The sequence below is a fragment of the Mangrovimonas sp. YM274 genome, assembly GCF_030908385.1.
In the GTDB taxonomy this organism is placed as follows: Bacteria; Bacteroidota; Bacteroidia; order Flavobacteriales; family Flavobacteriaceae; genus Mangrovimonas_A.
The window spans coordinates 2,960,293-2,985,933 of record NZ_CP133091.1 but is presented as its reverse complement, the minus strand read 5'-3'; the positions used below and the strand labels follow the sequence as shown (position 1 = coordinate 2,985,933).

Annotated in this window: 24 protein-coding genes; 15 read left to right on the top strand and 9 right to left on the bottom strand. The window is 35.9% G+C overall.

Going from position 1 to position 25,641, the window contains the following annotated elements; genetic code table 11:
• Window positions 1-46: 46 nt before the first annotated feature.
• The 4 genes from RBH95_RS12965 to RBH95_RS12950 all read right to left on the bottom strand — a co-directional run bounded on the left by RBH95_RS12965 (window position 47) and on the right by RBH95_RS12950 (window position 2,680).
• Window positions 47-511, bottom strand: a complete 465-nt coding sequence (locus RBH95_RS12965; protein WP_307899999.1) for a GNAT family N-acetyltransferase — start codon at window positions 509-511, stop codon at window positions 47-49.
• Between the two features lie 79 nt (window positions 512-590).
• The gene (locus tag RBH95_RS12960; protein ID WP_307899998.1) at window positions 591-1,451 is read right to left on the bottom strand and encodes a hypothetical protein; all 861 of its coding nucleotides are present in this window, start codon (window positions 1,449-1,451) and stop codon (window positions 591-593) included.
• Window positions 1,452-1,463: 12 nt separating this feature from the next.
• Complete coding sequence (kdsA, locus tag RBH95_RS12955) at window positions 1,464-2,282, bottom strand: 3-deoxy-8-phosphooctulonate synthase (protein WP_307899997.1); 819 nt, start codon at window positions 2,280-2,282, stop codon at window positions 1,464-1,466.
• 38 nt (window positions 2,283-2,320) lie between these two features.
• The gene (locus RBH95_RS12950; protein ID WP_307899996.1) at window positions 2,321-2,680 is read right to left on the bottom strand and encodes a hypothetical protein; all 360 of its coding nucleotides are present in this window, start codon (window positions 2,678-2,680) and stop codon (window positions 2,321-2,323) included.
• Window positions 2,681-3,002: 322 nt separating this feature from the next.
• On the opposite strand from RBH95_RS12950, the gene typA reads away from it, so the two are divergent.
• From typA to RBH95_RS12900, 10 genes are all read left to right on the top strand, one after another.
• Window positions 3,003-4,802: a translational GTPase TypA gene (gene typA / locus RBH95_RS12945; protein ID WP_307899995.1), complete on the top strand. Its 1,800-nt coding sequence runs from the start codon at window positions 3,003-3,005 to the stop codon at window positions 4,800-4,802.
• Window positions 4,803-4,906: 104 nt separating this feature from the next.
• A complete protein-coding gene (locus RBH95_RS12940; protein WP_053991471.1) occupies window positions 4,907-5,119 on the top strand; it encodes a hypothetical protein in 213 nt (70 codons plus the stop codon).
• The gene (locus tag RBH95_RS12935) at window positions 5,109-6,497 is read left to right on the top strand and encodes a class I SAM-dependent methyltransferase (protein ID WP_307899994.1); all 1,389 of its coding nucleotides are present in this window, start codon (window positions 5,109-5,111) and stop codon (window positions 6,495-6,497) included. The genes RBH95_RS12940 and RBH95_RS12935 overlap by 11 nt, the downstream gene beginning before the upstream one ends.
• Window positions 6,487-7,968: a sulfatase-like hydrolase/transferase gene (locus RBH95_RS12930; RefSeq protein ID WP_307899993.1), complete on the top strand. Its 1,482-nt coding sequence runs from the start codon at window positions 6,487-6,489 to the stop codon at window positions 7,966-7,968. The genes RBH95_RS12935 and RBH95_RS12930 overlap by 11 nt, the downstream gene beginning before the upstream one ends.
• Window positions 7,969-8,057: 89 nt before the next feature.
• Window positions 8,058-8,291 (top strand): uroporphyrinogen decarboxylase, encoded by a 234-nt coding sequence (locus tag RBH95_RS12925; protein ID WP_307899992.1) that lies wholly within the window; start codon window positions 8,058-8,060, stop codon window positions 8,289-8,291.
• A gap of 122 nt (window positions 8,292-8,413) precedes the next feature.
• Complete coding sequence (locus RBH95_RS12920) at window positions 8,414-9,364, top strand: FemAB family protein (RefSeq protein ID WP_307899991.1); 951 nt, start codon at window positions 8,414-8,416, stop codon at window positions 9,362-9,364.
• Complete coding sequence (locus RBH95_RS12915) at window positions 9,361-10,461, top strand: DegT/DnrJ/EryC1/StrS aminotransferase family protein (RefSeq protein ID WP_307899990.1); 1,101 nt, start codon at window positions 9,361-9,363, stop codon at window positions 10,459-10,461. The genes RBH95_RS12920 and RBH95_RS12915 overlap by 4 nt, the downstream gene beginning before the upstream one ends.
• Window positions 10,462-11,790, top strand: a complete 1,329-nt coding sequence (locus RBH95_RS12910) for an O-antigen translocase (RefSeq protein ID WP_307899989.1) — start codon at window positions 10,462-10,464, stop codon at window positions 11,788-11,790. It begins immediately after the preceding gene.
• Window positions 11,791-11,810: 20 nt separating this feature from the next.
• Window positions 11,811-13,112 (top strand): O-antigen translocase, encoded by a 1,302-nt coding sequence (locus tag RBH95_RS12905; RefSeq protein WP_307899988.1) that lies wholly within the window; start codon window positions 11,811-11,813, stop codon window positions 13,110-13,112.
• 21 nt (window positions 13,113-13,133) lie between these two features.
• Window positions 13,134-13,964 carry a phytanoyl-CoA dioxygenase family protein gene (locus tag RBH95_RS12900; RefSeq protein ID WP_307899987.1) on the top strand — a complete coding sequence of 277 codons (831 nt, stop codon included), beginning with the start codon at window positions 13,134-13,136 and terminating at the stop codon, window positions 13,962-13,964.
• On the opposite strand, the gene RBH95_RS12895 is transcribed toward RBH95_RS12900, so the two are convergent.
• Window positions 13,954-15,108, bottom strand: coding sequence for a glycosyltransferase (locus tag RBH95_RS12895; protein WP_307899986.1), 1,155 nt, complete (start codon window positions 15,106-15,108; stop codon window positions 13,954-13,956). The two genes, RBH95_RS12900 and RBH95_RS12895, sit on opposite strands and share 11 nt — an antisense overlap.
• 73 nt (window positions 15,109-15,181) lie before the next feature.
• Here RBH95_RS12895 and RBH95_RS12890 point away from each other — a divergent pair, with 73 nt between their 5' ends.
• Together RBH95_RS12890 and RBH95_RS12885 are read left to right on the top strand one after the other, a co-directional pair.
• Window positions 15,182-16,246, top strand: a complete 1,065-nt coding sequence (locus RBH95_RS12890; protein ID WP_307899985.1) for a glycosyltransferase — start codon at window positions 15,182-15,184, stop codon at window positions 16,244-16,246.
• A complete protein-coding gene (locus tag RBH95_RS12885; RefSeq protein ID WP_307899984.1) occupies window positions 16,243-16,647 on the top strand; it encodes an FdtA/QdtA family cupin domain-containing protein in 405 nt (134 codons plus the stop codon). Before RBH95_RS12890 ends, RBH95_RS12885 begins: the two co-directional genes overlap by 4 nt.
• Here the strand turns inward: RBH95_RS12885 and RBH95_RS12880 are convergent.
• From RBH95_RS12880 to RBH95_RS12870, 3 genes are read right to left on the bottom strand one after another with little or no spacing between them, the layout of a single operon-like run.
• Window positions 16,623-17,555 carry a glycosyltransferase family A protein gene (locus RBH95_RS12880; protein ID WP_307899983.1) on the bottom strand — a complete coding sequence of 311 codons (933 nt, stop codon included), beginning with the start codon at window positions 17,553-17,555 and terminating at the stop codon, window positions 16,623-16,625. The two genes, RBH95_RS12885 and RBH95_RS12880, sit on opposite strands and share 25 nt — an antisense overlap.
• Window positions 17,548-18,435 (bottom strand): glycosyltransferase family 2 protein, encoded by an 888-nt coding sequence (locus tag RBH95_RS12875; RefSeq protein WP_307899982.1) that lies wholly within the window; start codon window positions 18,433-18,435, stop codon window positions 17,548-17,550. Before RBH95_RS12875 ends, RBH95_RS12880 begins: the two co-directional genes overlap by 8 nt.
• Before the next feature lie 34 nt (window positions 18,436-18,469).
• On the bottom strand, window positions 18,470-19,153 hold the full coding sequence (locus tag RBH95_RS12870) for a cell division ATP-binding protein FtsE (RefSeq protein ID WP_307899981.1): 684 nt from the start codon (window positions 19,151-19,153) through the stop codon (window positions 18,470-18,472).
• 257 nt (window positions 19,154-19,410) lie between these two features.
• Here RBH95_RS12870 and RBH95_RS12865 point away from each other — a divergent pair, with 257 nt between their 5' ends.
• From RBH95_RS12865 to RBH95_RS12855, 3 genes are all read left to right on the top strand, one after another.
• A complete protein-coding gene (locus RBH95_RS12865; protein ID WP_307899980.1) occupies window positions 19,411-22,437 on the top strand; it encodes a tetratricopeptide repeat protein in 3,027 nt (1,008 codons plus the stop codon).
• Window positions 22,438-22,467: 30 nt separating this feature from the next.
• Window positions 22,468-24,204, top strand: a complete 1,737-nt coding sequence (locus tag RBH95_RS12860) for a TonB-dependent receptor domain-containing protein (RefSeq protein WP_307899979.1) — start codon at window positions 22,468-22,470, stop codon at window positions 24,202-24,204.
• Window positions 24,205-24,353: 149 nt separating this feature from the next.
• Window positions 24,354-25,358 carry a DUF6340 family protein gene (locus RBH95_RS12855; protein ID WP_307899978.1) on the top strand — a complete coding sequence of 335 codons (1,005 nt, stop codon included), beginning with the start codon at window positions 24,354-24,356 and terminating at the stop codon, window positions 25,356-25,358.
• 73 nt (window positions 25,359-25,431) lie between these two features.
• Here RBH95_RS12855 and RBH95_RS12850 read toward each other — a convergent pair whose 3' ends face one another.
• On the bottom strand, window positions 25,432-25,641 hold the full coding sequence (locus RBH95_RS12850) for a putative signal transducing protein (RefSeq protein WP_307899977.1): 210 nt from the start codon (window positions 25,639-25,641) through the stop codon (window positions 25,432-25,434).

Here is a 25,641-nt window from a genome sequence, read left to right as displayed (position 1 = left end):
GAAAGATTATCGTAAAGGATCTAAGTAGAGATCAATGATCAAAAGCTTATAAAGCTTTACTCACCAAATAGTTTTGGAACACGATGCCTTTAAAAGGTTTCTTCTGTTTTTTGATGACATCAAAATAATGGTTTTCAAAAAAGGGGAGTGCTGTTTTGCTTACATCAGAGCGCATCTCTTCAAAGCCTTCTCCAATGGCATAAGACTCCATAACTCTTAAAAGTTTAGAGGCAATACCTTGGCGCTGGTAATCCTTGTGAACAAAAAGGCCGTCCAGATAATTGCCATTTTTAAGGTAGGCAAAGCCTGTGATGGTATCATCAAGTTCGGCTACAATAAAATAAAGAGAATCAATCCGTTCTTCCCATTTTTCAATATCATTGGCACCAGAAGCCCAAATTTCTATCTGTTTTTCAGAATAGTCCTTCCTGTTAATATTCTGAATGGTGTCTCTGAATAGAGCTGTAATAAATGGGATGTCCTCTTTGGTTGCTTCTCTTATTTGAATCATGACCTTTTGTTTGGATTTGGAACCACAAAATTATAACAATTCTAGCAAATGAATAAAGTAGAGATGGGAGGTTCAGAAGTTACACTCTGAAAATCCCACCAATGGCTATAATGTTCTGTAAAAAGAAGAAATGTTGAGAGGCACTTTCCTTTACATTGCTGGTGGTTCTAATATCGGGCATATTAATGTAGCCGCCTTTTACGTCTGTTTGAATAAAAAAGTATTTAAAAAACGTAAAGTTAATACCTGCATTTACAGAGAGCCCATAACCTGACACATGAAATTCATCATAGCGGTCTTTATTGAGTAAAGTAGTATTGGTTTTAGGGAAAAGTAGACCGCCTCCAATACCTTCCATCAAGTTGATTTGGAATTTATCGGTATTTGGAAGGTGAAAAATAGATGAAATATCATCAGATCTACCAACTTCCACATATACATAATTCAATCCGTTGGTATGTTCAAATTTTAAAAAATCGGCAGAAACCAAAAACTCTTCATTATCATAAACGCCATTGTATTGAGAACCTTCTTCGGAAGTAGGTAAATCGATATATCCATTAACTGTTCTAGTTCTGTCACGATCCATTACATATTTCATATGGTCCACCCCAATGGCTACATAGTAATGGTCGGAAACAAAATACCCTAATTTGGCATTTGTTTGCGGAATGGTAATTCGGGTAGGGTTGATATAATCAATATGCCAACCTTTTGGCTTATCATGTGCCGTAGCATCTTTGATAGTGAAATCATAGTTTTCACCTTTGAAGCGGATGTCCGATTTCGAATAGACTTCTCTGTTGCCACCCCAACTAAAAAAGAGCTTCCCTTTATGGGAAGCTGTGTATTTAATAGTGTCTGTAGTTTGTGATTGCGCTGCTGTAGAGCACAAAGCAACAAGTACCCCCAATAATGAAGGAATTGTAAGTATTCTCATTAATTGAGGCTATTATAGTGAGTTTATAGTTTTTCTGATTGCTACAAGGTTTGTAAGAAGGTTTTCCAGATTGTCCAAATGCAACATATTGGCGCCGTCGCTTTTAGCATTAGCCGGGTCAAAATGGGTTTCAATAAATAATCCATCAACGTTATTTACAACTCCAGCGCGGGCAATGGTTTCAATCATATCGGGTCTTCCACCTGTTACACCTGCTGTTTGGTTAGGCTGTTGGAGGGAATGAGTCACGTCCAATACTACAGGGGCATACTGCTTCATGGTAGGGATGCCTCTAAAATCTACAATCATGTCTTGGTAACCAAACATGGTACCTCGGTCGGTTATCCAAGCTTTGTCACTTCCCGAATCCTTAACTTTTTGCACCGCATGTTTCATAGCTTCAGGACTCATAAACTGTCCTTTTTTAAGGTTAACTACCTTACCGGTTTCAGCAGCAGCTACAACCAAATCCGTTTGTCTTACCAAAAAGGCAGGGATTTGAAGTACGTCTACATATTCAGCAGCCTTGGCTGCATCTGAAATCTCGTGAATGTCGGTTACCGTTGGGATGTCAAATTCTTTGGAAACTTTTTGTAAAATCTTAAGCGCTTTTTCATCTCCAATACCCGTGAAACTATCAATTCTACTTCTGTTGGCTTTTTTAAAGCTCCCTTTGAATACGTAAGGAATTTCCAGTTTATTGGTTATGTCAACTACTTTTTCGGCAATGCGCATTGCCATATCTTCGCCTTCAATGGCACAGGGGCCAGCCAACAAAAAGAAATTGTTTGAACTGGTGTGTTTTATCTTAGGGACATCGCTGAGTTTCATCTGCTTGATTTTCTAAATTAAGCCGCAAAGATACATATTTAAAAGCTTTTTTTAATACTGTTTCGGATCATCCAAAGGGACATGACAAAATTTGCGAAAACGAAAAGTCCGCTGTAAAGGATAAAGCGTTTTACAAAGGCCGAAAACTGAATGATATTAAGTAAATCTGATAGATAGGCCCAAATCATATAAGACGACAGGCAGACAAAAGTAATTCCCAATGAAAAGTTGAGTTGTTTGCTAGGTTTTATAAGTTGCCAAAGAAATGGCAAGGCAAATATTAAAACAGGATAAGCTTCAATACCTAGATGTTTATTGATATCGGTAAACCAAAATGCAATTACCGATAGAAAATAGAGGTAGGGGATAAATTTCGAATATTTTTGAATGAGGTTCATTGTTAACGTAAAGTTCAATTAAAAATTGAAATATTAATTTGTGATAAGTAGGTGAAGTGATTTATGGTAGGTCATTCTTCTCATAAATATACGTATTGAACCCCTGTTTTTGGATTTTTATAACATAGAATTAACTAAATTAATAAATCTTTAATATTACACGGGAAGTTTTAAGGTGTTTACATTCAGTTGGTTGCTTGATTGACTTGAAACGGATTAGAATGCTTTAAAAAATTAAATGATGGGGAGTTAATAATTAACGATAATTCCTTTTTCCAAAGGAATTTAATGTACCTTTGCACGCTTAAAATAAGGCGTCATTATGGCTAATATTAAAAACATAGCAATTATTGCTCACGTAGACCACGGTAAAACAACCTTGGTTGATAAGATCATGTACCACTGTCAGCTGTTTCGTGAAAACGAAAATACAGGAGATCTTATTTTGGATAATAACGATTTGGAACGTGAAAGGGGAATTACCATTACTTCCAAGAACGTGTCCGTAACTTACAAAGACACTAAAATCAATATTATTGATACTCCTGGTCACGCCGATTTTGGAGGAGAAGTAGAGCGTGTACTTAATATGGCAGACGGTGTGTTGCTATTGGTGGATGCCTTTGAAGGGCCGATGCCCCAAACAAGATTCGTATTACAAAAAGCTATCGACCTAGGTTTGAAACCTTGTGTGGTAGTCAATAAAGTAGACAAAGAAAACTGTACTCCAGAGGAAGTTCATGAGAAGGTATTTGACCTGATGTTTGAACTTGGTGCTGAAGAGTGGCAGTTGGATTTCCCTACAGTTTATGGTTCGGCGAAAAACAATTGGATGAGCGAGGACTGGAAAAACCAGACTGAAAACATCGAACCATTGTTGGATATGGTTATCGAGCATATTCCTGAGCCAAAATTTGATGAAGGAACTACCCAAATGTTGATTACTTCATTAGATTTCTCAAGCTTTACAGGACGTATTGCTATTGGACGTTTAACTCGTGGTGAATTGAAAGCAGGACAGAACATTTCGTTGGTAAAGCGTGATGGAACTGTGGTTAAAAATAAAATTAAAGAACTTCATGTATTTGAAGGTCTTGGACGTGTAAAAGTAGATCACGTGCAAACTGGTGATATCTGTGCTATTGTTGGATTAGAAGGTTTTGAGATTGGTGATACTGTTGCCGATTTTGAAGATCCTGAAGCTTTAAAAACCATCGCAATTGATGAGCCAACAATGAGTATGTTGTTTACCATCAACGATTCTCCTTTCTTCGGAAAAGACGGAAAGTTTGTAACATCTCGTCACATTAAAGAGCGTTTGACAAAAGAGTTGGAGAAAAACTTAGCCTTACGTGTTCAGGAAACGGATAGTGCCGATAAGTTTTTGGTATTTGGTCGTGGGGTACTTCACTTATCTGTATTAATTGAAACCATGCGTCGCGAAGGGTATGAGCTTCAAATTGGACAGCCACAGGTAATCATCAAGGAAATTGATGGTGTGAAATGTGAGCCAGTTGAGGAGATGACTATCGATTTGCCAGAAAACGTTTCTGGTAAGGCAGTTGAATTGGTGACCATGCGTAAGGGAGAAATGTTGAGTATGGAAGCTAAAGGAGACCGTATGGTGATTGAATTTATGGTGCCATCTCGTGGAATTATAGGTTTGCGTAATCAATTGTTGACAGCTACAGCAGGTGAGGCTATTATGGCGCACCGCTTTAAAGAATACCAACCTTTAAAAGGAGGCATCCCTGAGCGTCAAAATGGATCGTTGGTATCTATGGAAAAAGGTCAAGCAATCCCTTACTCCATTGATAAGTTACAGGATAGAGGTAAATTCTTTGTAGATCCGGGAGAGGATATTTACGAAGGTCAGGTAATTGGAGAAAACTCTCGTCAAGATGATATGACAGTTAACATTACCAAGACGAAAAAATTGAGTAACGTACGTTCGGCTGGAGCAGATGATAAAGCTAGAATTGTACCTGCTATTAAATTCTCTTTGGAAGAAGCCTTGGAATACATTCAAAAGGATGAGTATGTAGAGGTTACTCCAAACCACTTACGTATCCGAAAAATTTTATTGACGGAAGTAGAGCGTAAGCGTAATAAGAATATCTAATTTATAGGTGTTACAAAACATCATAAAAAAAAGAGAAGCCATAAAGGTTTCTCTTTTTTCTTTATAGGTCTCAGGGGTTTTCTATCTTTACAGAAAAAAGAAGAATGGTACATTTTCTATATTTCGATCCTGGTTTAGGGGCGATGGTTGTACAGGCCGTTATTGCTGCAGTTGCTGGTGTTGTCTTGTTTTCTAAAAATTTGATGTTTAAGATCAAATCACTCTTTGGTTTTTCACAGGATAAAAATGAAGAGCTTTTTGACGATATAGATGTTACTGACAAGGATATAGAAAATACCGAGAATAGTGACCGATAAGATTCAACACTCTTCTTCCTTCAGAGACCCTTCTGGGTATGTTTTTACAGAGGGAAATATTTTAAAAAGACAGATATCTCTCCTTTATTTTAAGCAATATAAAGCATTAAAGGAGTCTGGTTTTTATCAGAAATTGATCAAAGCAGGACTGTTGATTCCTCACAAAGAAATTACGGAAGACAATACAGGAATTGTTATCCAGCCTGAATTTATTCCTTTTGTAACATATCCCTATGAATGGAGTTTTAACCAATATAAGGAAGCAGCCCTTTTAACCTTAAAGCTACAGAAATTTTGTTTGGACCATGATTTTTCACTAAAGGACGCCACAGCATTTAATGTAACTTTTCATAAGGGCAAAGCCATTTTTATAGATACATTGTCTTTCGATTTTTATCAAGACAATTCTCCTTGGCGGGCGTATAAACAATTTATTAGTCATTTCTTTGGACCTCTGTTGTTGGCCCATTATCATGGGGCGCAATCCTTGAAATTGATGCACAGTTTTATTGATGGGATTCCTGTGAAACTAATATCATCAATGTTGCCTGGCAAAACGAAGCTTTCTCCGTTTTTATACTCAAACATTCATTTATTATCTAAATATGAAGATAAGCATAGTGAAGATTATAAAGGAGAGGTGAAGCATGGCACATTATCCAAAGGTGCTCAACAAAAAATAATTAAAAGTCTCTACGAATATATTAAGAGGTTGAAGCTTAAGGAGGCTAGCGAATGGGGCGATTATTATGACAAAACCAATTATACAAGTGATGCCTTTCTGCAAAAGGAAAAAATAGTGAATGCTTGGGTAAAAGAAACCGAAGCCAAAACACTTATAGATGTAGGTGGTAACGATGGTACTTTTGTTAGAAAGATAGATACGGAGCTAAAACAGGCTTTGGTATGCGATATTGACAATAATGCGGTAGATATTAATTATAGGGAAGTTAAAGGTAGGAAGGAAATTTATATGACTCCTTTTGTACAGGACGTTTTAAATCCATCGGCATCTATTGGGTTTAATAATGATGAACGATTTTCATTTAAGGAAAGGCTACAGAAATTTTCTCCAGATATTACCTTGGCTTTGGCGGTGATACATCACATATCTCTTTCAGGGAATGTGCCTTTTAAAAAGTCGGCTGAGTTTTTTGCTGCTTTTTCCAACTACTTAATTATTGAATTACCCAAACGAGAAGACTCATGGGTGCAACGACTGTTAAATGCTAAATCTGAATTCAAGGGACATTTTGATTTTTATAATCAAGACAATTTTGAAACGGAATTTATGAACTACTTCAGTTTGGAGAAAAAGGAAGTGATAGCCAATTCGCATCGAATCATGTATTTATTAAAATCGAAGAATGCCAAATAAATTAAGGGAACGGTTAGTGGAATTTACGACCAACGAGAAACAATATCCAATATTAAGTGCTTTGGGAGCAGGATTGTACCCTCTGATTTATTATTATAACAATAATTTTTCATTGGTAAATTCCTGGGGGCAATTTGTACAATTTGTGTTGTGGTTTCTTGTTGTCCCTATTGCTGTTTTTCAGATTGCTTTATTGTTTTTCAAAAGAGTATTACCGCAAAGATTTTATGGTTATGTCTTGCCTGTTCTCAATTTTGTACTTTTCGGATGGCTAATGATACTAAGTACTTATGGAGTTGGTAAAAAGAGATATTTTTTGGTAACAGTAGTCGCTTTGGGGTTGGCTTTTTTACTTCAAAAACATTTCAAGAAAATATTGGTCATTCAATTTATATTGATCTTGCTGGCAGTGCCAAAATTAATAGCGAATATTCAAAGAGATGTTTCTTATGATAAAACATGGATGAACTTATCTGATAATATTGAAGAAGTCAAGTTTACAAGAAAACCAAATGTATATGTAATTCAACCAGATGGCTATCCTAATTTTGAAGAGCTGAAAAGAGGTTATTATAATTTTGATAATAGCCAGTTTGAGGGATTTTTACAGGATAATGGTTTCACACTTTATGAAGGTTTTAGAAGCAATTACTTCTCCACACTTAGTTCCAACTCTTCGATGTTTGCTATGAAACATCATTATTACAACAACCCGCCAAAAGATGAAAATGAGTTTTATAATGCTAGGGACATCATTGTGGGGCAAAACGCAGTGGTCTCAGTTTTTAAGAATAACGGCTATAACACGTCTTTGCTTTTGGAGAAGTCCTATTTACTACTTAATAAACCAGAACTACAATATGATTTTTGCAATATAGCTCAAGATGAACTGTCATTTTTAGCAAGAGGTTTTGAGATAACAAAAGATTTAAAAGCTGATTTAGAAAATGCTTTGCAGAATCCAACAAATGAGCCTAATTTTTATTTTATAGAAAAAATTGCTCCAGGGCATATTACCACTTACAAAAATAGGTCCTTGGGAAAGGAGCAAGAGCGTTTGAATTATCTTGAAAAGTTGAAGTCCGCCAACGACTGGCTTAAGGAAATGGTACAGCTAATCCAAACACATGATGATAATGCATTAATCCTAATTGTGGCAGATCATGGAGGGTTTGTTGGAATGGATTATACATTGGAATGTAAGGAAAAGCAAACTAATAGGGATTTGATTTATTCTATTTTTTCAACGGCCCTAGCTGTTAAATGGCCGGAGAACCCAATGAATTATGATAAGGATCTTAAAACAAATGTGAATCTCTTTAGAGTGTTGTTTTCATATCTTAGTGAAAATTCCAAGTATTTGGAGAATTTGGAGTCTGATACCAGTTTTGTGGTTCTTAAGGAGGGGGCCCCTTTTGGTGTTTATCAATATATTGATGAAGATGGGGAACCAGTGTTTATAAAGAAGTAACTTTAACTCTCTTGATAAGTTCTTTAGGAAGCATTGTTGTAGTGTGATTTTCATACTTTTTCACTATCTTAATCAATCAATTTAAGATTATGGAATTTTTGGGAGTGAGCTTTACTGAATGGGTGGGTTATCTGGCCTCAGCTGGATTGTTACTATCTTTCACCATGAAGGATTTGGTGAAGTTACGCATTATTAATTCCGTTGGGTGTGCATTGTTTGTAATTTATGGGTTTATGTTGCAGACAGCATGGCCAATTATTGTTACCAACGCAGCAATTCTGCTTATCAACCTTTATTATTTATTATTCAAAAGGAAAACTTAAATTCTACAGATGTCCTTTATCTAAGGCATCGAAATAATATTATCTTTGAAAAGTGTTATGAGTAGTCATGCAATAAGCGTGATTTTCGAGTTTTAGGACCCTTGAACTAACCAAACAAAGATTTGAAATTTACTGTAAAATTATATACACCAAACGACTTCGATGTTTGGAACCTTTTTGTTGCTAAAGCAAAAAATTCTACATTTTTATTTCATAGAAATTTTATGGAATATCATAGTGATAGGTTCCATGATTTTTCTCTTATGGTATTTAAAGATAGTGTTCTTAAAGCTGTATTACCGGGAAATAGGGTTGGAGAAGTATTGCATTCACATCAGGGATTGACCTTTGGAGGATTACTTTTGGAGCCCAATATAGGTTTTGAGCAGGTAAACGAGATGATAAGTGCCATTTTGGAGTTTTTGCCAAAACAAGGGATAAAACAGTTTAATGTGAAAACTTTGCCTTCTTTTTATTGCAAATCGGCAGCCAATGAAATGACTTTTATGCTTCAAAATAAAGGGGCAAGTTTAGCCAAGACATTTATGGTATTGGCCGTTGATTATGCTCATCCTTTATCAATTCACAAAACGAAGCTTAAGCATTGCAAACGGAATAGTGATATGAGGTTTGTAATTAAAGAAAGCACAGACTTTTCTTTGTTCTGGAACGAAGTATTACAGCCACGTTTACAAAGTAAGTTTGATACAAGACCCGTTCATAGTTTAGAAGAGATTCAGCTGTTAAGGGAGAGGTTTCCTAAGAATATTAAACAGTTTGATATTTTTTACGAAGATAGAATTTTGGCGGGAATCACCATATTTGAGAATGAACTGGTCGTAAAATCCCAATATGGAGCAACGACCAAAGAAGGTGAAAAATTACGGGCATTTGATTATTTGTTCATACACTTGATAAAACATTTCCAAGGGAAAGGGAAACACTATTTTTCTATGGGAACCGTTATGGATGATAGCTTCGAACAAGGCTATAATCCGGGGCTCTTAAAACAAAAGGAAGAATTAGGTTGTGATCTTTATCTTCAGGAAATATATAGTTTGAAATTAGCATGATTAAATTTCTTGATCTACATAAAATAAATGCCGAATATGAGAAGAAATTCAACTTTGAATTTCAACAGTTTTTAGATACAGGCTACTATATTTTAGGAAATGGCGTAGAACAGTTTGAAACTAATTTTGCGGAATATTGTGGTGCCAAACATTGTGTAGGAGTTGGAAATGGATTGGACGCACTTACCCTGATTTTTAAAGGGTATATGGAATTGGGAAAACTAAAGGAAGGAGATGAAGTTATTGTGCCGGCCAATACATATATCGCCAGCATATTGTCAGTCTTGCATGCTGGGTTAATTCCTGTTTTTGTTGAACCAGATAGAAATACCTATAATATTTCAGTTGAGGAAATTGAAAAGCACTTATCTCCTAAAACAAGAGCTATTTTGGTTGTGCATCTTTACGGCCAATTAGCAGAGATGGATGCTATCAATTCTTTGGTAAGTGACAAAGGTTTGTTGATAGTTGAGGATGCCGCACAGGCGCATGGTGCAGTCAATTCAAAAGGTACAAAAGCCGGAAATTTGTCAGATGCTGCTGGATTTAGCTTTTATCCAAGTAAAAATCTTGGAGCTTTGGGTGATGCTGGTGCGGTGGTTACAAATGATTTGGAGTTGTCAAAGTGTATTTCAGGATTGAGGAACTACGGCGGATTGCAAAAATATGTCAATGAGTATGTGGGCTATAACAGCAGAATGGATGAATTGCAGGCCATGTTTTTAAATGCCAAACTCCCAAATTTAGATAGAGACAATGAAAAGCGTCGAAGTGTTGCTCGTAGATATTTGTCCGAGGTCAACAATTCAAAAATAAAGTTGCCTTTTTATGATGGAAGTGACAACCATGTGTTCCATGTGTTTGTGGTAGAGGTTGAAAATAGAGATCATTTTTCAAAATACCTGGATGATAACGCCATTGGTTGGTTAATTCACTACCCAACGCCGCCACATCGTCAAAAAGCCTTGATAAATTTTTGTAACTTGTCACTCCCATTAACCGATCAAATACATCAAAAAGTGATAAGTATCCCGATGAGCCCCGTTATGGAGGATAAAGAGGTAAGCCGTGTAATTGATATCCTAAATGCCTACTAATTGAGAAAGTTACTGCACTATATCAATACAAAGGTTTTATTTAAGGTAGCCCATTTAAATTCTGCTACAATCATTACCAAAATTTTGGCAGGAATCGTTACTTCCAAGGCAATTGCTATTTTTATTGGTGTAGAAGGTTTGGCACTTATTGGAAACATTAGAAACTTCTTAAGTGCGGTTCAATCATTTTCTATTTTAGGGTTTTACAAGGGGGTGGTGAAGTATATCGCCGAGTTTAAAAACGATTCCCTAAAACTGAGTCAGACATTGTCCTCGGCTTATTATTTTGGATTTATAGCCACGATGCTCATTGCGTTTATATGCTATTACAATGCAAATGCTATCAACGACTTTTTGTTTTCGTCTATTCATAATTACGCTTATATCATAAAAATTATGGCTTTGGCATTGCCGTTCTATTCGCTGAATATGTTTAGTTTTTCTATTATGAACGGATTTTCCAAATACAAGATTCTTCTTATCATCAATATCATTGGGCAAATTTTAGGATTATTAGTGACCTTACTATTGATCTATCAAAACAATATTGATGGAGCATTGATTTCTGCGGTAATAGCACCTTCGTTGATATTCTTGATAACATTTGTGGGCTTTATGAACCAGAGAAGTTTGGTAGGTTCTATCAAAATTACCAACGTCAATTTTGAAATTCTAAAGAAATTCAGTCCGTTTACCTTAATGGCTTTGGTGTCTACTTTTGCCTTGCCTTTGGTATCTATTTTAATCCGAAATTATATTATTGATGAAGTTGGTTTGAAAGAAGCGGGCTATTGGGAGGCCATGAACCGGATTTCGGATTATTATTTAATGTTCGTCAATTCCTTAATGTCACTATATATTTTACCGAGGTTCAGCGAAATTGATAACAAGACTGAGTTTCGGGCCGAAGTTTTTAGTTTCTATAAATCCATAATCCCAATATTTGGATTAGGATTGGTGGCTATTTATTTTTTAAGGTCATTTTTGATTGATATTATTTTTTCTGAGGAATTCCAGCCTGTGGAAGGTTTGTTTTTATGGCAATTGTTAGGAGATTTTGTCAAGGTGCTTTCCTTCGTTATAGCATTTCAATTTTTGGCCAAGAAAATGTTTACCCATTTCATTATTATCCAATTGTTTTTAGTGGTAATGCTGTATTTTTCCAGTGTCTATTTAATCGATGATTTTGGAGTAAAGGGTGCGGTAATGGGCCATTTTGCAAGTTATTTAATGCATTATGGGGTAATACTGTTGATATTTGGAAGTTCTCTTTTTGGTATTGTTACCGATAAAAACAGTGAACAGAAATCTACAGAAAATGATAATTAGGGAGAATACTCAAGGGATAAATGAAGCAGAAATTAAAATCTTTTTTTACCGATAACCACCTCATTAAATTAGCTTCACTAAATTCTATTTCAATAGTTGTTAGAGTTTTGACAGGATTTATTACGTCAAAATTCATTGCCATTTTTGTGGGACCTAGTGGTTTGGCATTGGTTGGGAATTTGAGAGACTTTATGACGTCGGTTCAGGCATTTTCTACACTAGGACTCTATAACGGTATTATTAAATATGTGGCTGAGTTCAAGTCTGATGTTAAGGAGTTGAGCAAAACTATTTCTACTACCTTCTATTTGCTTTTATTTTCCTCTTCAATAGTAGGAGTCTATTGTTTTTTTAATGCACACTATTTAAACGAAGCTTTGTTCACACGGGAACATAATTATGTGCATATCATAAAGATTTTGGCCGTTGCGCTACCTTTTTATACTATGAAGACATTGGTGTTCTCTGTATTGAACGGATTGTCCAAACAAAAGAAGCTTCTTTTTATCACTATATTATCTCACATTATCGGGGTTGCTATAAATGGATTCCTTATTTGGAAATTTCAACTTAAAGGGGCTTTAATTCATATAGCGGCGGTTGAAATTGTCTTGTGTCTAATCACTTTATTTGGTGTTTCTAGATTTTGGAATACAGCCCGTGTTATATCATTTAAAAAAATAAACCTGAAGAGCATCAAAAATTTAAGTGTCTTTTCAATCATGGCTCTGTTTTCTGCTACGGTACTGCCAATGGTATCAGTTCTGATACGAAATTATATCATCGATGGTTTGGGAGAAAATGCAGCGGGATATTGGGTGGCCATGGGAAGAATTTCCAATTATTATTTAATGTTCATCAGTAGTTTGGTGACGCTGTATATTTTGCCGCGCTTTGCTTCTATTCATACCAATTTGGAGTTTAGAAAGGAAGTTTGGAGTTTTTATAAAACCATCGTGCCTATATTTGGATTGGGACTTGTAGTTATATATATATGCCGAAATTTGATAATTCAAGTCATTTTTACCAAAGATTTCAGTGAAGTGCAAGAATTGTTTTTCTGGCAACTTTTAGGGGATTTTCTAAAAGTACTTTCCATGGTAGTTAGCTATCAATTTTTGGCCAAAAAAATGCTCTGGCATTATATGCTCAGTGAAATATTCTCTGTTACATTGTTGTACTTTGCGAGTATTTATTTCATAGATATTTATGGTTTAAAAGGAGTGGTAATTGCCCATTTTGTGGATTATCTGTTGTACTATATATTGTTATTGACAATTTTTTACAAGGCACTTTTTGGAAAGCTGTTAGAGAAAAAATAATGAAACTAATTAATAGTAATAATGCCAAATAAGAAATGTAGTCTGCTAATTGACTATAAACCTTTTAATTTTGATGTTGAAGGTGAATTTTTCTGGGGAGAAGATGAAGTGTTGTATTCAGAATTAGATAGCCCTATTTCAGGAGTAACATGGAAAGATATTGGGTATTCAGTTGTGGAGGCTTTTACAGAAGGAGAGTTCGAGTTGTTAAGTAAATCTGTGACAAAAAATATTTTAGATGCGATTAAGGTAAATAATATAGATTTTGATGAGAAGACTTTTTCCTTGTCAAAGTATCACGAAGTTGTTAGAACTGATAAGATGCATAATGAGGTGATAAATATCACTAGAAACTTAGAAGTAGAGGATTTCGATTTTGATATTAATTTACTTGTAGAACGTTTTGGAAATATCTTAGGGTGTCAACTTACCTCTTGGGTAGAAGAATTGCAGAAATCCCATATCCAAATTAGAATAAGCAGGCCTGAGACCTTGGATATCAATCCGCCTCATAGAGATGGGTATTTGAGTTATTGGGAAGATATTATAAACGTATGGATTCCTATTGAGGGGTGCAATGAAAAGTCTTCATTGCCTGTGCTTCCCAAAAGTCATCTCTTACCAGAAAATGAGATTTTAAGGACAGAAAGTAAAGGGGCTAAAATTAATGGGAACATTTATTATGTGCCTTGTATTTTGGAAACGAAAAATGGAATCATGGAAATGGTTAGGCCCAATCCTAAACCCTGTGAAGCTTTAATATTTTCTCCGTTTTTAATTCATGGAGCAGCAGTCAACGAAAATAAGAATTTAACTAGGGTCTCTTTGGAATTACGTTTTCCTAAGGTATGAGCTTAGTTTGAGCAGACCATTTCTGAAGTATGTCTTTAGCGCATTTTACGTGATGGTGGTGGTCTTCAACAAACTTGCGGGCATTTTTGGATATTGATTTTAGTTTGTTTGGATTTTGGATTAACCATTCTAGTTTTTCGGCAATAGCATTAGGATCAGGTAACGCATTGATGGCTACGGTGTCTTCCTCTAAGCTGTAATAGTCTAGCCATTCTTGTTCTGCCCCGGTAAAGACCACTTTTCCTTTAGCCATAGCCTCAAGGGCATTGTAGCCTTGATCGTAGGCATAAACTTGGTCAAGTAATATGTGAGCTTGATCAAACGCTTTGATGTATATGTGGTAAGGCACACTTTCTACGGTGATTATTTCAATTAGATCTTTATGTTTTTTATGAACTATAGCCAAGGCTTTTTCAAAAATATCATTGCCTTTTTTGAAATAGGTAGTTCTGTTAATGCCGTGGAAAATTACAATCTTATCTTCAATGTTTAATTCTGAATAGTGGATGCTGTCAACATTTATGGGGTGCGGGATAAGTCCAAGGTGTTTAGGGTGGTCTTTTAAAGGTAAATAATAATCAAGGTCGTATGAAACGACTCCATTAATGGTGTTGTAAATGTATTTATGGAGCTCCACAAAATTTGGTTCCAAATATTTTAAGGCATGGTTGTAGTTAAAGGGAGTTCCTCGGTTTTCAAAATAAGGTGTTAGAATGGAGTAGGTGAATTTTTTATCGTAGGCGTATTTTACGCTGGGGTAATCGCAACCACATGATGACAAAAAGATATTCTTGTTCCAAGAGGAAATTAATTTAAATAATTCCTTTTCCACTTTTGGGGTACACAAAAAAGGAGATTCGTTGATAAACTGGACGATGTCATATCCTGATAGCAACGGTTTGAGTTTTAAAACCTGTCTTTTAACATAATAGGAGTGAAGGTCTATCTTGAAGATTTTATATAGTGCTGTTCTTGTTTTTCTTGCCATCCAATTGCTGGGGAAAGATTTTATAAGGTGGTCCACGTCTACTTTTTTGAAACCATCATTAAGTCCAACCACGATAGCTTCGTGGTTTAATTTTATTAGGCCTTCCTTTAAGAATTTATGGGAACGGTTATATTCCCCAATTAATAATATCTTCACGTGTTTTAAATTATATCTTTGTCAAAGATAGTGTTTGGCTGTGCAAAAAAAGAATATTAAAATAGCAATATTAGTGTCCTCATTAGCGAATGGAGGAGCGGAACGAACATCGGCATTACTCTCTAAAATGTTGTCCAATTTGGGTTATGATATTCATATTATATCTATTTTAAATGCTATTGATTATTCTTTTGAAGGTAAACTGTTAAATTTAGGTGCTTTAAAGGATAAGAATGATAGCTTGTTCGGTAGATTTAATAGGTTGAAAGTAATGAAGGCCTATTTGGATAAACATCATTTTGATCTTATTATTGATAGTCGATCCAGGCCAATTCTTTTAAAAGAGATAGCTATAAAAAGATTAATTTATAAGGATTGTAAGGTCCTTTATCTTGTTCATAGTTCAAAATTGGATTTATATCTACCCAAGAGCAAAAGGGCGTTACCGTTAATGTTTAAACCCGAGGATCATTTTGTTTGTGTAAGTACATCTATTGAAAGTAAGGTGAGAGAGAAATATGCACTTACAAATGTATCTACAATTCATAACGCTGTAGACATAGTTAACAACAAATTAGATGCTGAAGACAAGATTTCCATAGAAGATGAGTTTGTTTTGTATTTTGGCAGGCTTGTAGATAAAATAAAAAATGTGTCTCTTTTAATAGATGCTTATCATCTGTCTAAGCTTAAGTCTAAAAATGTTAAGTTGGTGATTTTGGGAAATGGTGTGGACAAGAATTACTTAGAGAAAAAGGTATGTGACCTGAAGCTATCTGAATACGTATTATTTTTACCCTATACTAAAAATCCATTTCCTTATATAAAAAGAGCGAGGTTTACTTTGTTAACCAGTAAATATGAGGGATTTCCTATGGTAATTATGGAAAGCCTGTCTGTAGGTACTCCAGTAATATCTGTAGATTTACCATCTTCTAGAGAGGTTTTAAAAGATGGGTACAACGGGTGTTTGGTTGCTAATCATGATGTCAAGTCTTTAGCTGAAGCAATGAATAAATTTGTTTTGGATAAGAAGGTGTATGCTTTTTGTAAAAAAAATGCAGAAGACAGTGTAGGAGAGTTTTCTATAGCCAATGTATGTGAAAAATGGGATATCCTTTTACAAGAAATATTATGACAGAAAATAGTGTTAGAATTATTGAAATTCCAAAAATAAAAGATGCAAGGGGCAACCTTGCTATTATAGAAAAAGATTGTGTCCCGTTTGAAATTAGAAGGGTGTACTATTTATTTGATGTGCCTAGTGACGCCTACAGAGGAGGGCATGCTCATAAAAAACAGGAGTCTTTTTTGGTTGCTTTAAGTGGTAGTTTTGAAGTTGTTATAGATGATGGTTTGAAGAAGGAAAGGATTATGTTGAATAAACCAGATAAAGGATTGTTGATTTCTACCGGAGTGTGGCGCGAATTGGAAAATTTTTCGGCAGGAGCTGTGTGTTTGGTCTTAGCCTCGACGGAGTTTGAGGAAGCTGAATATATTAGGGATTATAATGATTATTTACGATTTAAGGCTTTGTAATATACTTTTTCTTTTTTTAAGGATTTTAAATCCAAAAGCATTTTCAAAAACCATTTGGGACTTTGTAAAAAAATGCGATGACGCCATTTTAGGTTTTTTACGTCAATTGCATTCTTGTATTCAGAAAACTCATTGTTATACTCATGGAGCTTACACATTAGGGCTAAAGAATATCGATTGACATCTAAGAATTTTTTTAAATGCTTATTGTTGTTTTCTTGAGTTGTATAATTGTTGAATTTAGGTTTGGACTTAGGGTCAAAAGTAGTGTTGGACAGGCTATAGTCGTTAAACCTATAATGCACAAGAACTTTATTGATAAAAACCACAGGGAAATTTAAGCCTATTTTTATCCAAAAATCAACATCTTGTCCAGAGACTATCGATGTGTCGTACCACCCCGTTTTTTTTATGATTTCCTTTTTGAAAATAATACTAGAACTGGTAAGTAGGGAGTAGTTATAAGTACTGTTTTTAAAATAATCAATAACTTTTATGGCATTAGTATTCTTAACGGCGTAAGATACGGGGACTATTTTATCATCATAGGTGTTGGCAATGGCGCTAGCGAAAACAGCCTCATTTGGGAATCTTTGAATGCTTGTCGCCATTTCTGCCAAATAATTTGGTAGCCATAAGTCATCTCCGTCAAGAAGTGCAATATATTCATACTTACTTTCTTTAATTCCTTGGTTTCTTGCAGCAGATGCACCTTGGTTGGTTTGGGTGATAATTCGTAAACGAGGGTCTGAAAACCCTTTTAGAATATTTAGACTATTATCTGAAGAACCATCGTTAACTGCAATAATCTCAAAATTTTGATAGGTTTGATTGAGTACGGATTCAATGGTGCTTTTTAGGTAACCTTCCTTGTTATAGACCGATATGACGATGGAGATATTAATCATTTTTGTTTTTTAAAGTGCAGAAATATCCAATACGGTACATATCAAAAAGCCATAAATTCGGATTTTTTGAGAGTAGGTTTTTTAAAAGGAGCTTTTCAAACTTGTAGAAACCGTAGGATATTGGCTGTTGTATCCGCAGCAATTCTATAAAATTGTAATATTTTAATATTTTAATAGAAAGAGGCGGTTCCTTTTTTTTTAGGTTGTAAGTATATAAGTTTTTGATAGATTGTTTGATCTTTTCAAGATAGACTTGATTATTGTCCAATTGCAAATGGTAAACAGGATTGTTGATTTGTTTGATGCTGAAGCCTCTTTTTAATATGCTGTTGGAAAATATAATGTCTTCATAACCATAGCCAGAAAGCGTTTCATTAAACATTATGGAGTTGAAAAGCGATTTTTTAATCCCAAAATTAGCTGTTGTAAAATGAAGGATTTTACTAGTTTGCCTTGATCTAAATGGGATCGCTTCCCTTTTTGTTCCGTATTTATGTCTTAATGAAAATTTTGGGTTTTTATTTTGAGCGTACTCGATACCTCCAAAAATAACTTCATGATTATTGAAATACTGAAGATATTTGTAAATAAAGTCATTGTTGACTGGAAGGGTATCGCTATCCAAAAAAATAAGATTGTCAAACGAAGCGTGTTTGGCAAGTAGATTTCTGACTTTACTTCTCCCTAGATTTGAATTTAAAGCTGAGAAATTAACGTGCGAAAATTGAATGAAATCTTCTTGTTTATTTTTAGGGGCAGGGGAAGCATCATCTATAACGATAATCTCAATAGGGAATGACAGAGATGCAATTTCTTCCGAAAGACTTTTTACTAATGGTAATACATTATAATTGTATGTTGGAATTAGTATTGAAAGCATTTTGAAGAAACTCAGAAATATTTAATTGAAAAAATTACCCTCTGCGCTGCACCACTTCAAAAACCTTATTCTCGTCACATTTTAAGGTCTTGCTTGGGTATTTCAAAAGCAAGGCATAGTCGTGTGTAGCCATAAGGATGGTGTTGCCATTTTTGTTGATTTCACGCAGCACTTCCATTACCTCAATGCTAGTTTGAGGATCTAGGTTTCCAGTAGGCTCATCGGCAAGGATGAGTTCAGGTTCGTTCAATAAAGCTCTGGCAATAGCAATACGTTGCTGTTCCCCTCCAGAAAGCTCATGTGGAAATTTAAACCCTTTGGTCTTCATACCTACTTTGTCCAATACCTTATCGATGCGTTCGGTGATTTCGTTTTTGTTTTTCCAGCCAGTTGCTTTTAAAACGAATTCCAGATTGCCATTGATGGTTCTATCCGGTAGTAATTTGAAATCCTGAAATACAATTCCAAGCTTGCGACGTAGGAAAGGAATGTCCTTTTCCTTTAGCTTTCTTAAATCAAAATCCACAATGGAGCCTTCTCCTTTGGTAAGTTCCAAATCGCCGTAAAGTGTTTTCATGAAACTACTTTTTCCACTTCCGGTTTTTCCAATTAAATACACAAAATCACCCTTGTGCATTTCAAAATTCACATTGCTGAGCACCATGTTTTCTCCTTGGAAAATAGAGGCATCTTTTAATTGTAAAACCATTTCGGACATTTTGTAGTGGGGTATTTTTTAAGCGTTGTAAATGTATTGTTTTAAAATTCAAAATTCAAATTTTATGTTTTCCAAAGTCTATGGGCTGAATGTCAACTTGAATTCGTCAAACAGAAAATTGTAAGTATTCAAAAATGTAAGGGTTTAGCTTCTTTTTATAAACGGAATTTTTAATAAATCCGTTTATAATTATACGTAAAATCCGTCGTTATAGTATAAGGATTCATTTATCTTTGAACATCAAAAAAACGAACTTAATGGCTCACAAAAAAATAATCACTTTAGCAAGCTTTGCGATGCTAAACGTTTATATACAAGCACAGGAATCTTCAATTTACACCAACGATTTGGTGGATTACCAAAAAGCCCTCACACTTTACAACAACAAACAGTACCAAGCTTCCCAAACATTGTTCGATCAGGTTAAGGACCAGGCCGATAATGAGCAGGTGGAATCTGATTGTGCCTATTACATTGCCAATTGTGCGGTACGGTTGAATCAAAAGAATGCTGATTTTTTAATGCAGCAGTTTGTGGACAATTATCCAACGAGTACCAAGCGCAATACGGCGTTTTTGGATGTGGCCGATTACTATTTCGCCAACGGTAAATATTCGTATGCTCGCAAGTGGTATGAGCGTGTGGAAGAAAACAGTATTTCGCGTACAGAGCGCGATCGTTTCTATTTCAACTACGGGTATTCCTTGTATTCTACTAAGGAAGAGGTGGAAGCCCAAAAGTATTTGAACCGTGTGGTCAATTCAAAAACATACGGGTCACAGGCTAAGTATTATATTGGTTATATGGCCTATGAAGGAGATGATTATGATACCGCGAATGAATACTTCGACCAAGTTAGCGACCAAGAAGGTTACAAAGAAAAACTTTCCTATTACCAAGCGGATTTAAATTTCAAATTAGGAAACTTTGAAAAAGCCATTGAACTTGCCAAAGCCCAAATGGCAAAAGGGAATCGTGATGAAGTGTCTGACCTTTCCAAAATTATTGGGGAGAGTTATTTTAATTTGGGTCAATATGATCAAGCTGTAACTTATTTAAAAGCTTATAGGGGTAAAAAGGGCAAGTGGACCAATACAGATTACTATCAGTTGGGTTATGCTTATTACAAGCAAAATGATTTTGAAAGTGCCATTTCGGAGTTCAATAAAATTATAGACGGAACAAACAGTGTGGCGCAAAATGCCTATTATCATTTAGGAGAAAGTTACATCAATTTGGATAAAAAGCAGGAAGCCTTGAATGCTTTTAGAAATGCATCTCAAATGGATTTCGATTTGAAAATTCAGGAAGATGCTTGGTTGAATTATGCCAAGATCAGTTATGAAATTGGAAATCCGTACCAATCCGTGCCGCAGGTATTGACAGGTTATCTGGAAAAGTATCCTAATACAGCTTATAAGGAAGAGGTGGAGACCTTATTGATTGACTCTTACATTACTTCAAAAAATTATGAAGAGGCTTTGGAGCTGTTGAAAGGAAAGCGCAGCTTCGAAAATAGGGTGGCGTATCAAAAAGTGACCTTTTACCGCGGAATTGAAATGTACAACGAGGCTAAGTATAACGAAGCTAAAGGTATGTTCTCCAGTTCGGCTCAAGAAGCGAAGGACCCCGTGTTCACAGCTAGGGCTATTTACTGGAAAGCGGAAACAGATTACTTGTTGAATAATTTTAACGATGCACTTATTGGCTTTAAGCAATTTTTACAACAGGCAGAGGCCAACAATGTACCAGAAATGGAGCATATAGATTATAACTTGGCTTATACCTATTTCAAACTGAAAAATTACCCGAAGTCTACAGAGCATTTTCAAGAATTTATCAATTCAAATAAAGATGACAAATTAAGGGTGAATGACGCTTACCTAAGACTTGGTGACGGTTATTTCGTGTCCAGCGATTACAGCAATGCCATTGCTGCGTATGATAAGGCGATTGCTCTTAAAGTTTTGGAATCGGATTATCCATTTTTCCAGAAGGCGATGAGTTATGGTTATTTGGGACAAGGTTCTAAAAAAATCCAAGAGCTTAATGCTTTTATCAATAGTTATTCTAAATCTTCGTTACGTGATGATGCCATGTACGAATTGGCTAATTCTTATGTAAAGGTAGGTGAAACCGATAAGGCTATGGCCATGTACGACCGATTGAATTCAGAATATAAAAACTCCGTTTTCGTTTCGAAATCATTATTGCGTCAGGGATTGTCTTACTACAATACCAATGATAACAATAGAGCTTTGACCAAGTTTAAAACAGTCGCCAAGGATTTTCCAAATTCGGAAGAAGCAGTGCAGGCGGTTGCGACAGCACGTTTGATTTACATTGATTTGGGACGTGTGGACGAATATGCTGAATGGGTAAGAACTCTAGATTATATTGATGTTTCCGATGCCGAGTTGGACAATACATCCTATTTAGCTGCCGAAAAGCAGTATTTGGATAATAATTCTGAAAAAGCCATCAAGCAATTCAATACCTACTTGACGGAATTTCCTAATGGGATTCACGCCTTGAAATCACATTTCTATTTGGCAGAACTGTATACCAAAAAGGATTTGCCAGAGAATGCCCAATCTCATTATGAATATGTGGTGGACAAACCGAAAAATGAATACACCGAGCAGGCCATGGTAAAGCTTTCCGAAATTTATTTGAATACCTCTCAATTGGATGAGGCCATTCCCTTGTTGAAGCGTTTGGAAACCGAAGCGGATTATCCTCAAAATATCACTTATGCGCAATCCAACTTAATGAATGCGTACTACAAGCAGGAAAACTATTCAGAAGCAGTAGGCTATGCCGAAAAGGTATTGTCGAATTCAAAAATTGACAATAAGGTAAAAAGTGATGCCCAGATTATTATTGCGCGTTCGGCTATTAAAACAGGTGATGAAGCCAAGGCTAAAACGGCCTATGCCAATGTTGAAAAGATAGCAACAGGTTCTTTGGCAGCAGAGGCACTTTACTACAATGCCTATTTCAAAAATAAGGAAGGACAGTTTGAAGCTTCCAACGCAACGGTTCAGCAATTGGCCAAAGATTACTCCAGCTACAAGTATTACAGTGCCAAAGGTTTGGTGATCATGGCCAAAAACTTCTATGCTTTGAATGATGCTTTCCAAGCTACCTATATTTTGGAAAGTGTTACCAAGAACTTTGTAGAGTTTGATGATGTTGTGCAAGAAGCCCAAGAGGAATTGAACAAAATCAAAACCGAACAGGCCAAGACCAATTCATCGGTAATTTCAGAACCAGGCAACTAATTTTTCCCTCAAAACAAATAATAGATATTCATGTTCAAGCAATTTAAATATATAGTACTTACGGCCTTTACGGGAACTGTATGTCAAACCTATGCGCAGGAGCGTAAACAAACCAATGACACCATCGACACCCAAGTGGTAACTGTAGTAAAACCGTATACACCTACCATTTCCGATGCCTTTAAAATAAAGGAAGAACCTACTTTGGATGATAAAACCACCGCTACCAAAAAGGAGGTGAAATACAATATTTTCTCTATTCCTGTGGCGTCCACGTTTACGCCTGCCAAAGGGAAAGCAGAGGCAGTTGCTAAGACCAAATCTGTAAAGTTGTATGATAATTATGCCTCTTTGGGGTTGGGGACCTTTACGACCATTTTAGGGGAAGTGTATCTAAACCATAAATTGAGCAATACTGAAACGGTTGGTGGGTATTTTAGTCACCATTCGTCTCAAGGAGGCATCGATGGGTTGCTATTGGATGATAAATTTTCAAATACCAACCTTCACGCCAATTTTACCCAAAGACAGCGCGATTATACTTGGCGTGTCGATGGAGGAGGAAAATTCCTTACCTATAATTGGTATGGATTGCCGCAACCGTATTTTGATGGAACTACCGCCAACGATTTAAATGTGAAGCATGCGTTTTATAATGCCAATGTAGGAGGTAAGATTATTTTTGATGATGCCATAGCAGAGGAGGCTAGTTTGCGTTTTAGGCATTTTGGGGATGATCAAGGTTCAAGTGAAAACCGTTTGCTGGTAAAAGGAACTTTTGGTATTCCTGTAATGGACGAAACCATTAAAACAGAAGTAACCGTGGATTATTTGGGAGGTTCTTTTGAAAGAAACTATTATTCCGAGGATAAATTGGAATACGGTAATTTCAATGTTGGATTAGCGCCTAGCTATCAGTTGGTGCAGGATGATTTAACCCTTAATTTAGGAATTGGATTGGTGTATTTAAACAATACAAAAGATGGTGACAATAAACTGTACATATATCCAAATATTACGGGATCTTACCGTTTGGTAGATGAGTTGATGATTGCATTTGGAGGCATTGAAGGTCGCTTGATTCAAAACACGTACGAGGATTTTGCAATGGAAAATCCATTTGTGTCACCAACCTTATTGGTGGTGCCAACAGACCAACAGTACAATGCTACTTTAGGTTTGAAAGGTAAACTGACCAATACCATTGGGTATAGTGTTAGTGGAAATTATACAGCCGATAGAAATAAAGCGCTTTTCAAGGCGAATAGTGTATTGGGAGAAGCCACTGAAGATTACCAATACGGAAACTCTTTTGGAGTTGTCTATGACGATGTCAAGACCTTTTCTTTTGAAGGAGAGCTTAGCGTAGACATCAATAGAAATTTCAACCTTGGAGCAAAGGCCGCATATTTTATGTATAATACGAATAATCAAGACGAGGCATGGAACCTTCCAGAACTTAAGGCCTCTTTGTTTGCGGATTATCAAATTACCGAACAATGGTTTGCTGGTGCTAGTTTGTTCTATGTAGGGGAGCGTAAGGATGTGTTTTATGAAGAAGGTACTTTGGTGTTGCCTATTGAAGAAACCAGAACGCTTGATGGTTATTTTGATGTCAACTTACATGCAGGCTATAGAGTGAACGAAAAACTGTCTATTTTCCTTAAAGGGAATAACTTGTTCAATCAGGATTACGAACGTTGGATGAATTACCCTGTTCAAGGTTTACAGATTTTGGGAGGAGCAACTTACCAGTTCGATTTTTAGATAAACTTTTTGTTGAATAATATTTTTTGAAGCTTCAAACCAAGCGTAAAACCTTGGATTGGAGCTTTAACTGTATTTGGTAGGCACAGTTTTTCTTCGAAAAATGGCATATTTATTGTTAATTGCATAGCAGCACTAAATCGATTATTATGAAAAAAATCTACTTTTTAGGCTTGGCAATCGTGTTGCTGGGCCTTACGTCATGCAGTAAATATGGATATGTTCGCTTAAATTATCCGCAAGCTCCAATAGTATCATTGCCTGGAGAAGTCAATGATATTGTAGTAGTGAACAGATCGCTCACAAGGGTAGAAGATAAAAATTCTGAAGCAATTGAAGCCATCACTACTGGAGAAATAGCAGGCTCTGATAAATTGGCTTCTGATGAAGCTATTAAAGGTGTGTTTGATGGTTTGCAGAATAAAAGTCATTTAAAGATTATTATCCCGGACACACTAAGAATGTATGGTACAGGAACGCGTCAAACGCCTGATAGATTAAGTTGGGAGCAGGTGGCGCAAATCTGTAATACTGCCAATGCCGATATGCTGTTGGTTTTGGAAACTTTCGACTCTAATTCCGATCTTCTGAGATCGGCGGTAGCAGATCAAGTAAACGCTGTGATTACCACGGGCAAACCTAGTGCAAGATTCCCAACCCAAGCACGAATTGATGTGAGAAGTTATTGGAGACTTTATGATCCCGCAACCCAAACTATTTCAGACCATTTTCAACAGACGTATTTCATGGATTTCAATTTAATAAATGGTCTACCGCCGTTGAATGCACTTCATGAGACTGCTTATGCAGCTGGACAGGATTATGTGTCTAGGTTTTTGCCAAGTTACTACAGAGTGAAACGAGACATGTACAAAAAGGGAAAAGGTGCTGATAAACGACAATTTGAAATGGGGTGGCGCTCTGCCGAAGTTGCCAAATGGAATGACGCCATAGAAATTTGGAAAAACATCGTTAATGATTTTGGCAGTAAGTCGGCGGGAAGAGCTGCTTTAAATATTGCGGTGGCTTACGAAGTGTTGGGAGATACCGAATTGGCTTTGGAGTGGGCCCAACGTGCCTACCGCGATTATGGAGATGATTTGAGTAGAGATTACGCTAAAATATTGTTGAGAAGAAAGAACTTGGAGTTGTAAATTAAATTTTCTTTCAGCGAAAAAAAGTCTATTGGGGAAATAACAAAGATCCAATAGACTTCTTTTTTATAGTTTATTCCTCAAACTGAAGCTCTTCAATAAGAGATTGGGCTTTTTCAGCATCGGTTTCATCAACTGAAATTTCAATATTCCCAAAAAGATTGGCATAAGAGGTGTCTCTCTTATCAATTTCTGTAAAGGAAATAGTGTTGTCGGCTAACAAATTCTTTATTGCCATGGCTTTAACATCTGATTTTGCTGAATATATTGTAACTTGTTTCAT

Coding starts and splice junctions, on each gene's coding strand:
- RBH95_RS12965 (WP_307899999.1), bottom strand. CDS start 511: ATGATTCAAATAAGAGAAGCAACCAAAGAGGACATCCCATTTATTACA.
- RBH95_RS12960 (WP_307899998.1), bottom strand. CDS start 1,451: ATGAGAATACTTACAATTCCTTCATTATTGGGGGTACTTGTTGCTTTG.
- kdsA (WP_307899997.1), bottom strand. CDS start 2,282: ATGAAACTCAGCGATGTCCCTAAGATAAAACACACCAGTTCAAACAAT.
- RBH95_RS12950 (WP_307899996.1), bottom strand. CDS start 2,680: ATGAACCTCATTCAAAAATATTCGAAATTTATCCCCTACCTCTATTTT.
- typA (WP_307899995.1), top strand. CDS start 3,003: ATGGCTAATATTAAAAACATAGCAATTATTGCTCACGTAGACCACGGT.
- RBH95_RS12940 (WP_053991471.1), top strand. CDS start 4,907: ATGGTACATTTTCTATATTTCGATCCTGGTTTAGGGGCGATGGTTGTA.
- RBH95_RS12930 (WP_307899993.1), top strand. CDS start 6,487: ATGCCAAATAAATTAAGGGAACGGTTAGTGGAATTTACGACCAACGAG.
- RBH95_RS12925 (WP_307899992.1), top strand. CDS start 8,058: ATGGAATTTTTGGGAGTGAGCTTTACTGAATGGGTGGGTTATCTGGCC.
- RBH95_RS12915 (WP_307899990.1), top strand. CDS start 9,361: ATGATTAAATTTCTTGATCTACATAAAATAAATGCCGAATATGAGAAG.
- RBH95_RS12905 (WP_307899988.1), top strand. CDS start 11,811: ATGAAGCAGAAATTAAAATCTTTTTTTACCGATAACCACCTCATTAAA.
- RBH95_RS12900 (WP_307899987.1), top strand. CDS start 13,134: ATGCCAAATAAGAAATGTAGTCTGCTAATTGACTATAAACCTTTTAAT.
- RBH95_RS12885 (WP_307899984.1), top strand. CDS start 16,243: ATGACAGAAAATAGTGTTAGAATTATTGAAATTCCAAAAATAAAAGAT.
- RBH95_RS12880 (WP_307899983.1), bottom strand. CDS start 17,555: ATGATTAATATCTCCATCGTCATATCGGTCTATAACAAGGAAGGTTAC.
- RBH95_RS12875 (WP_307899982.1), bottom strand. CDS start 18,435: ATGCTTTCAATACTAATTCCAACATACAATTATAATGTATTACCATTA.
- RBH95_RS12870 (WP_307899981.1), bottom strand. CDS start 19,153: ATGTCCGAAATGGTTTTACAATTAAAAGATGCCTCTATTTTCCAAGGA.
- RBH95_RS12865 (WP_307899980.1), top strand. CDS start 19,411: ATGGCTCACAAAAAAATAATCACTTTAGCAAGCTTTGCGATGCTAAAC.
- RBH95_RS12860 (WP_307899979.1), top strand. CDS start 22,468: ATGTTCAAGCAATTTAAATATATAGTACTTACGGCCTTTACGGGAACT.
- RBH95_RS12855 (WP_307899978.1), top strand. CDS start 24,354: ATGAAAAAAATCTACTTTTTAGGCTTGGCAATCGTGTTGCTGGGCCTT.
- RBH95_RS12850 (WP_307899977.1), bottom strand. CDS start 25,641: ATGAAACAAGTTACAATATATTCAGCAAAATCAGATGTTAAAGCCATG.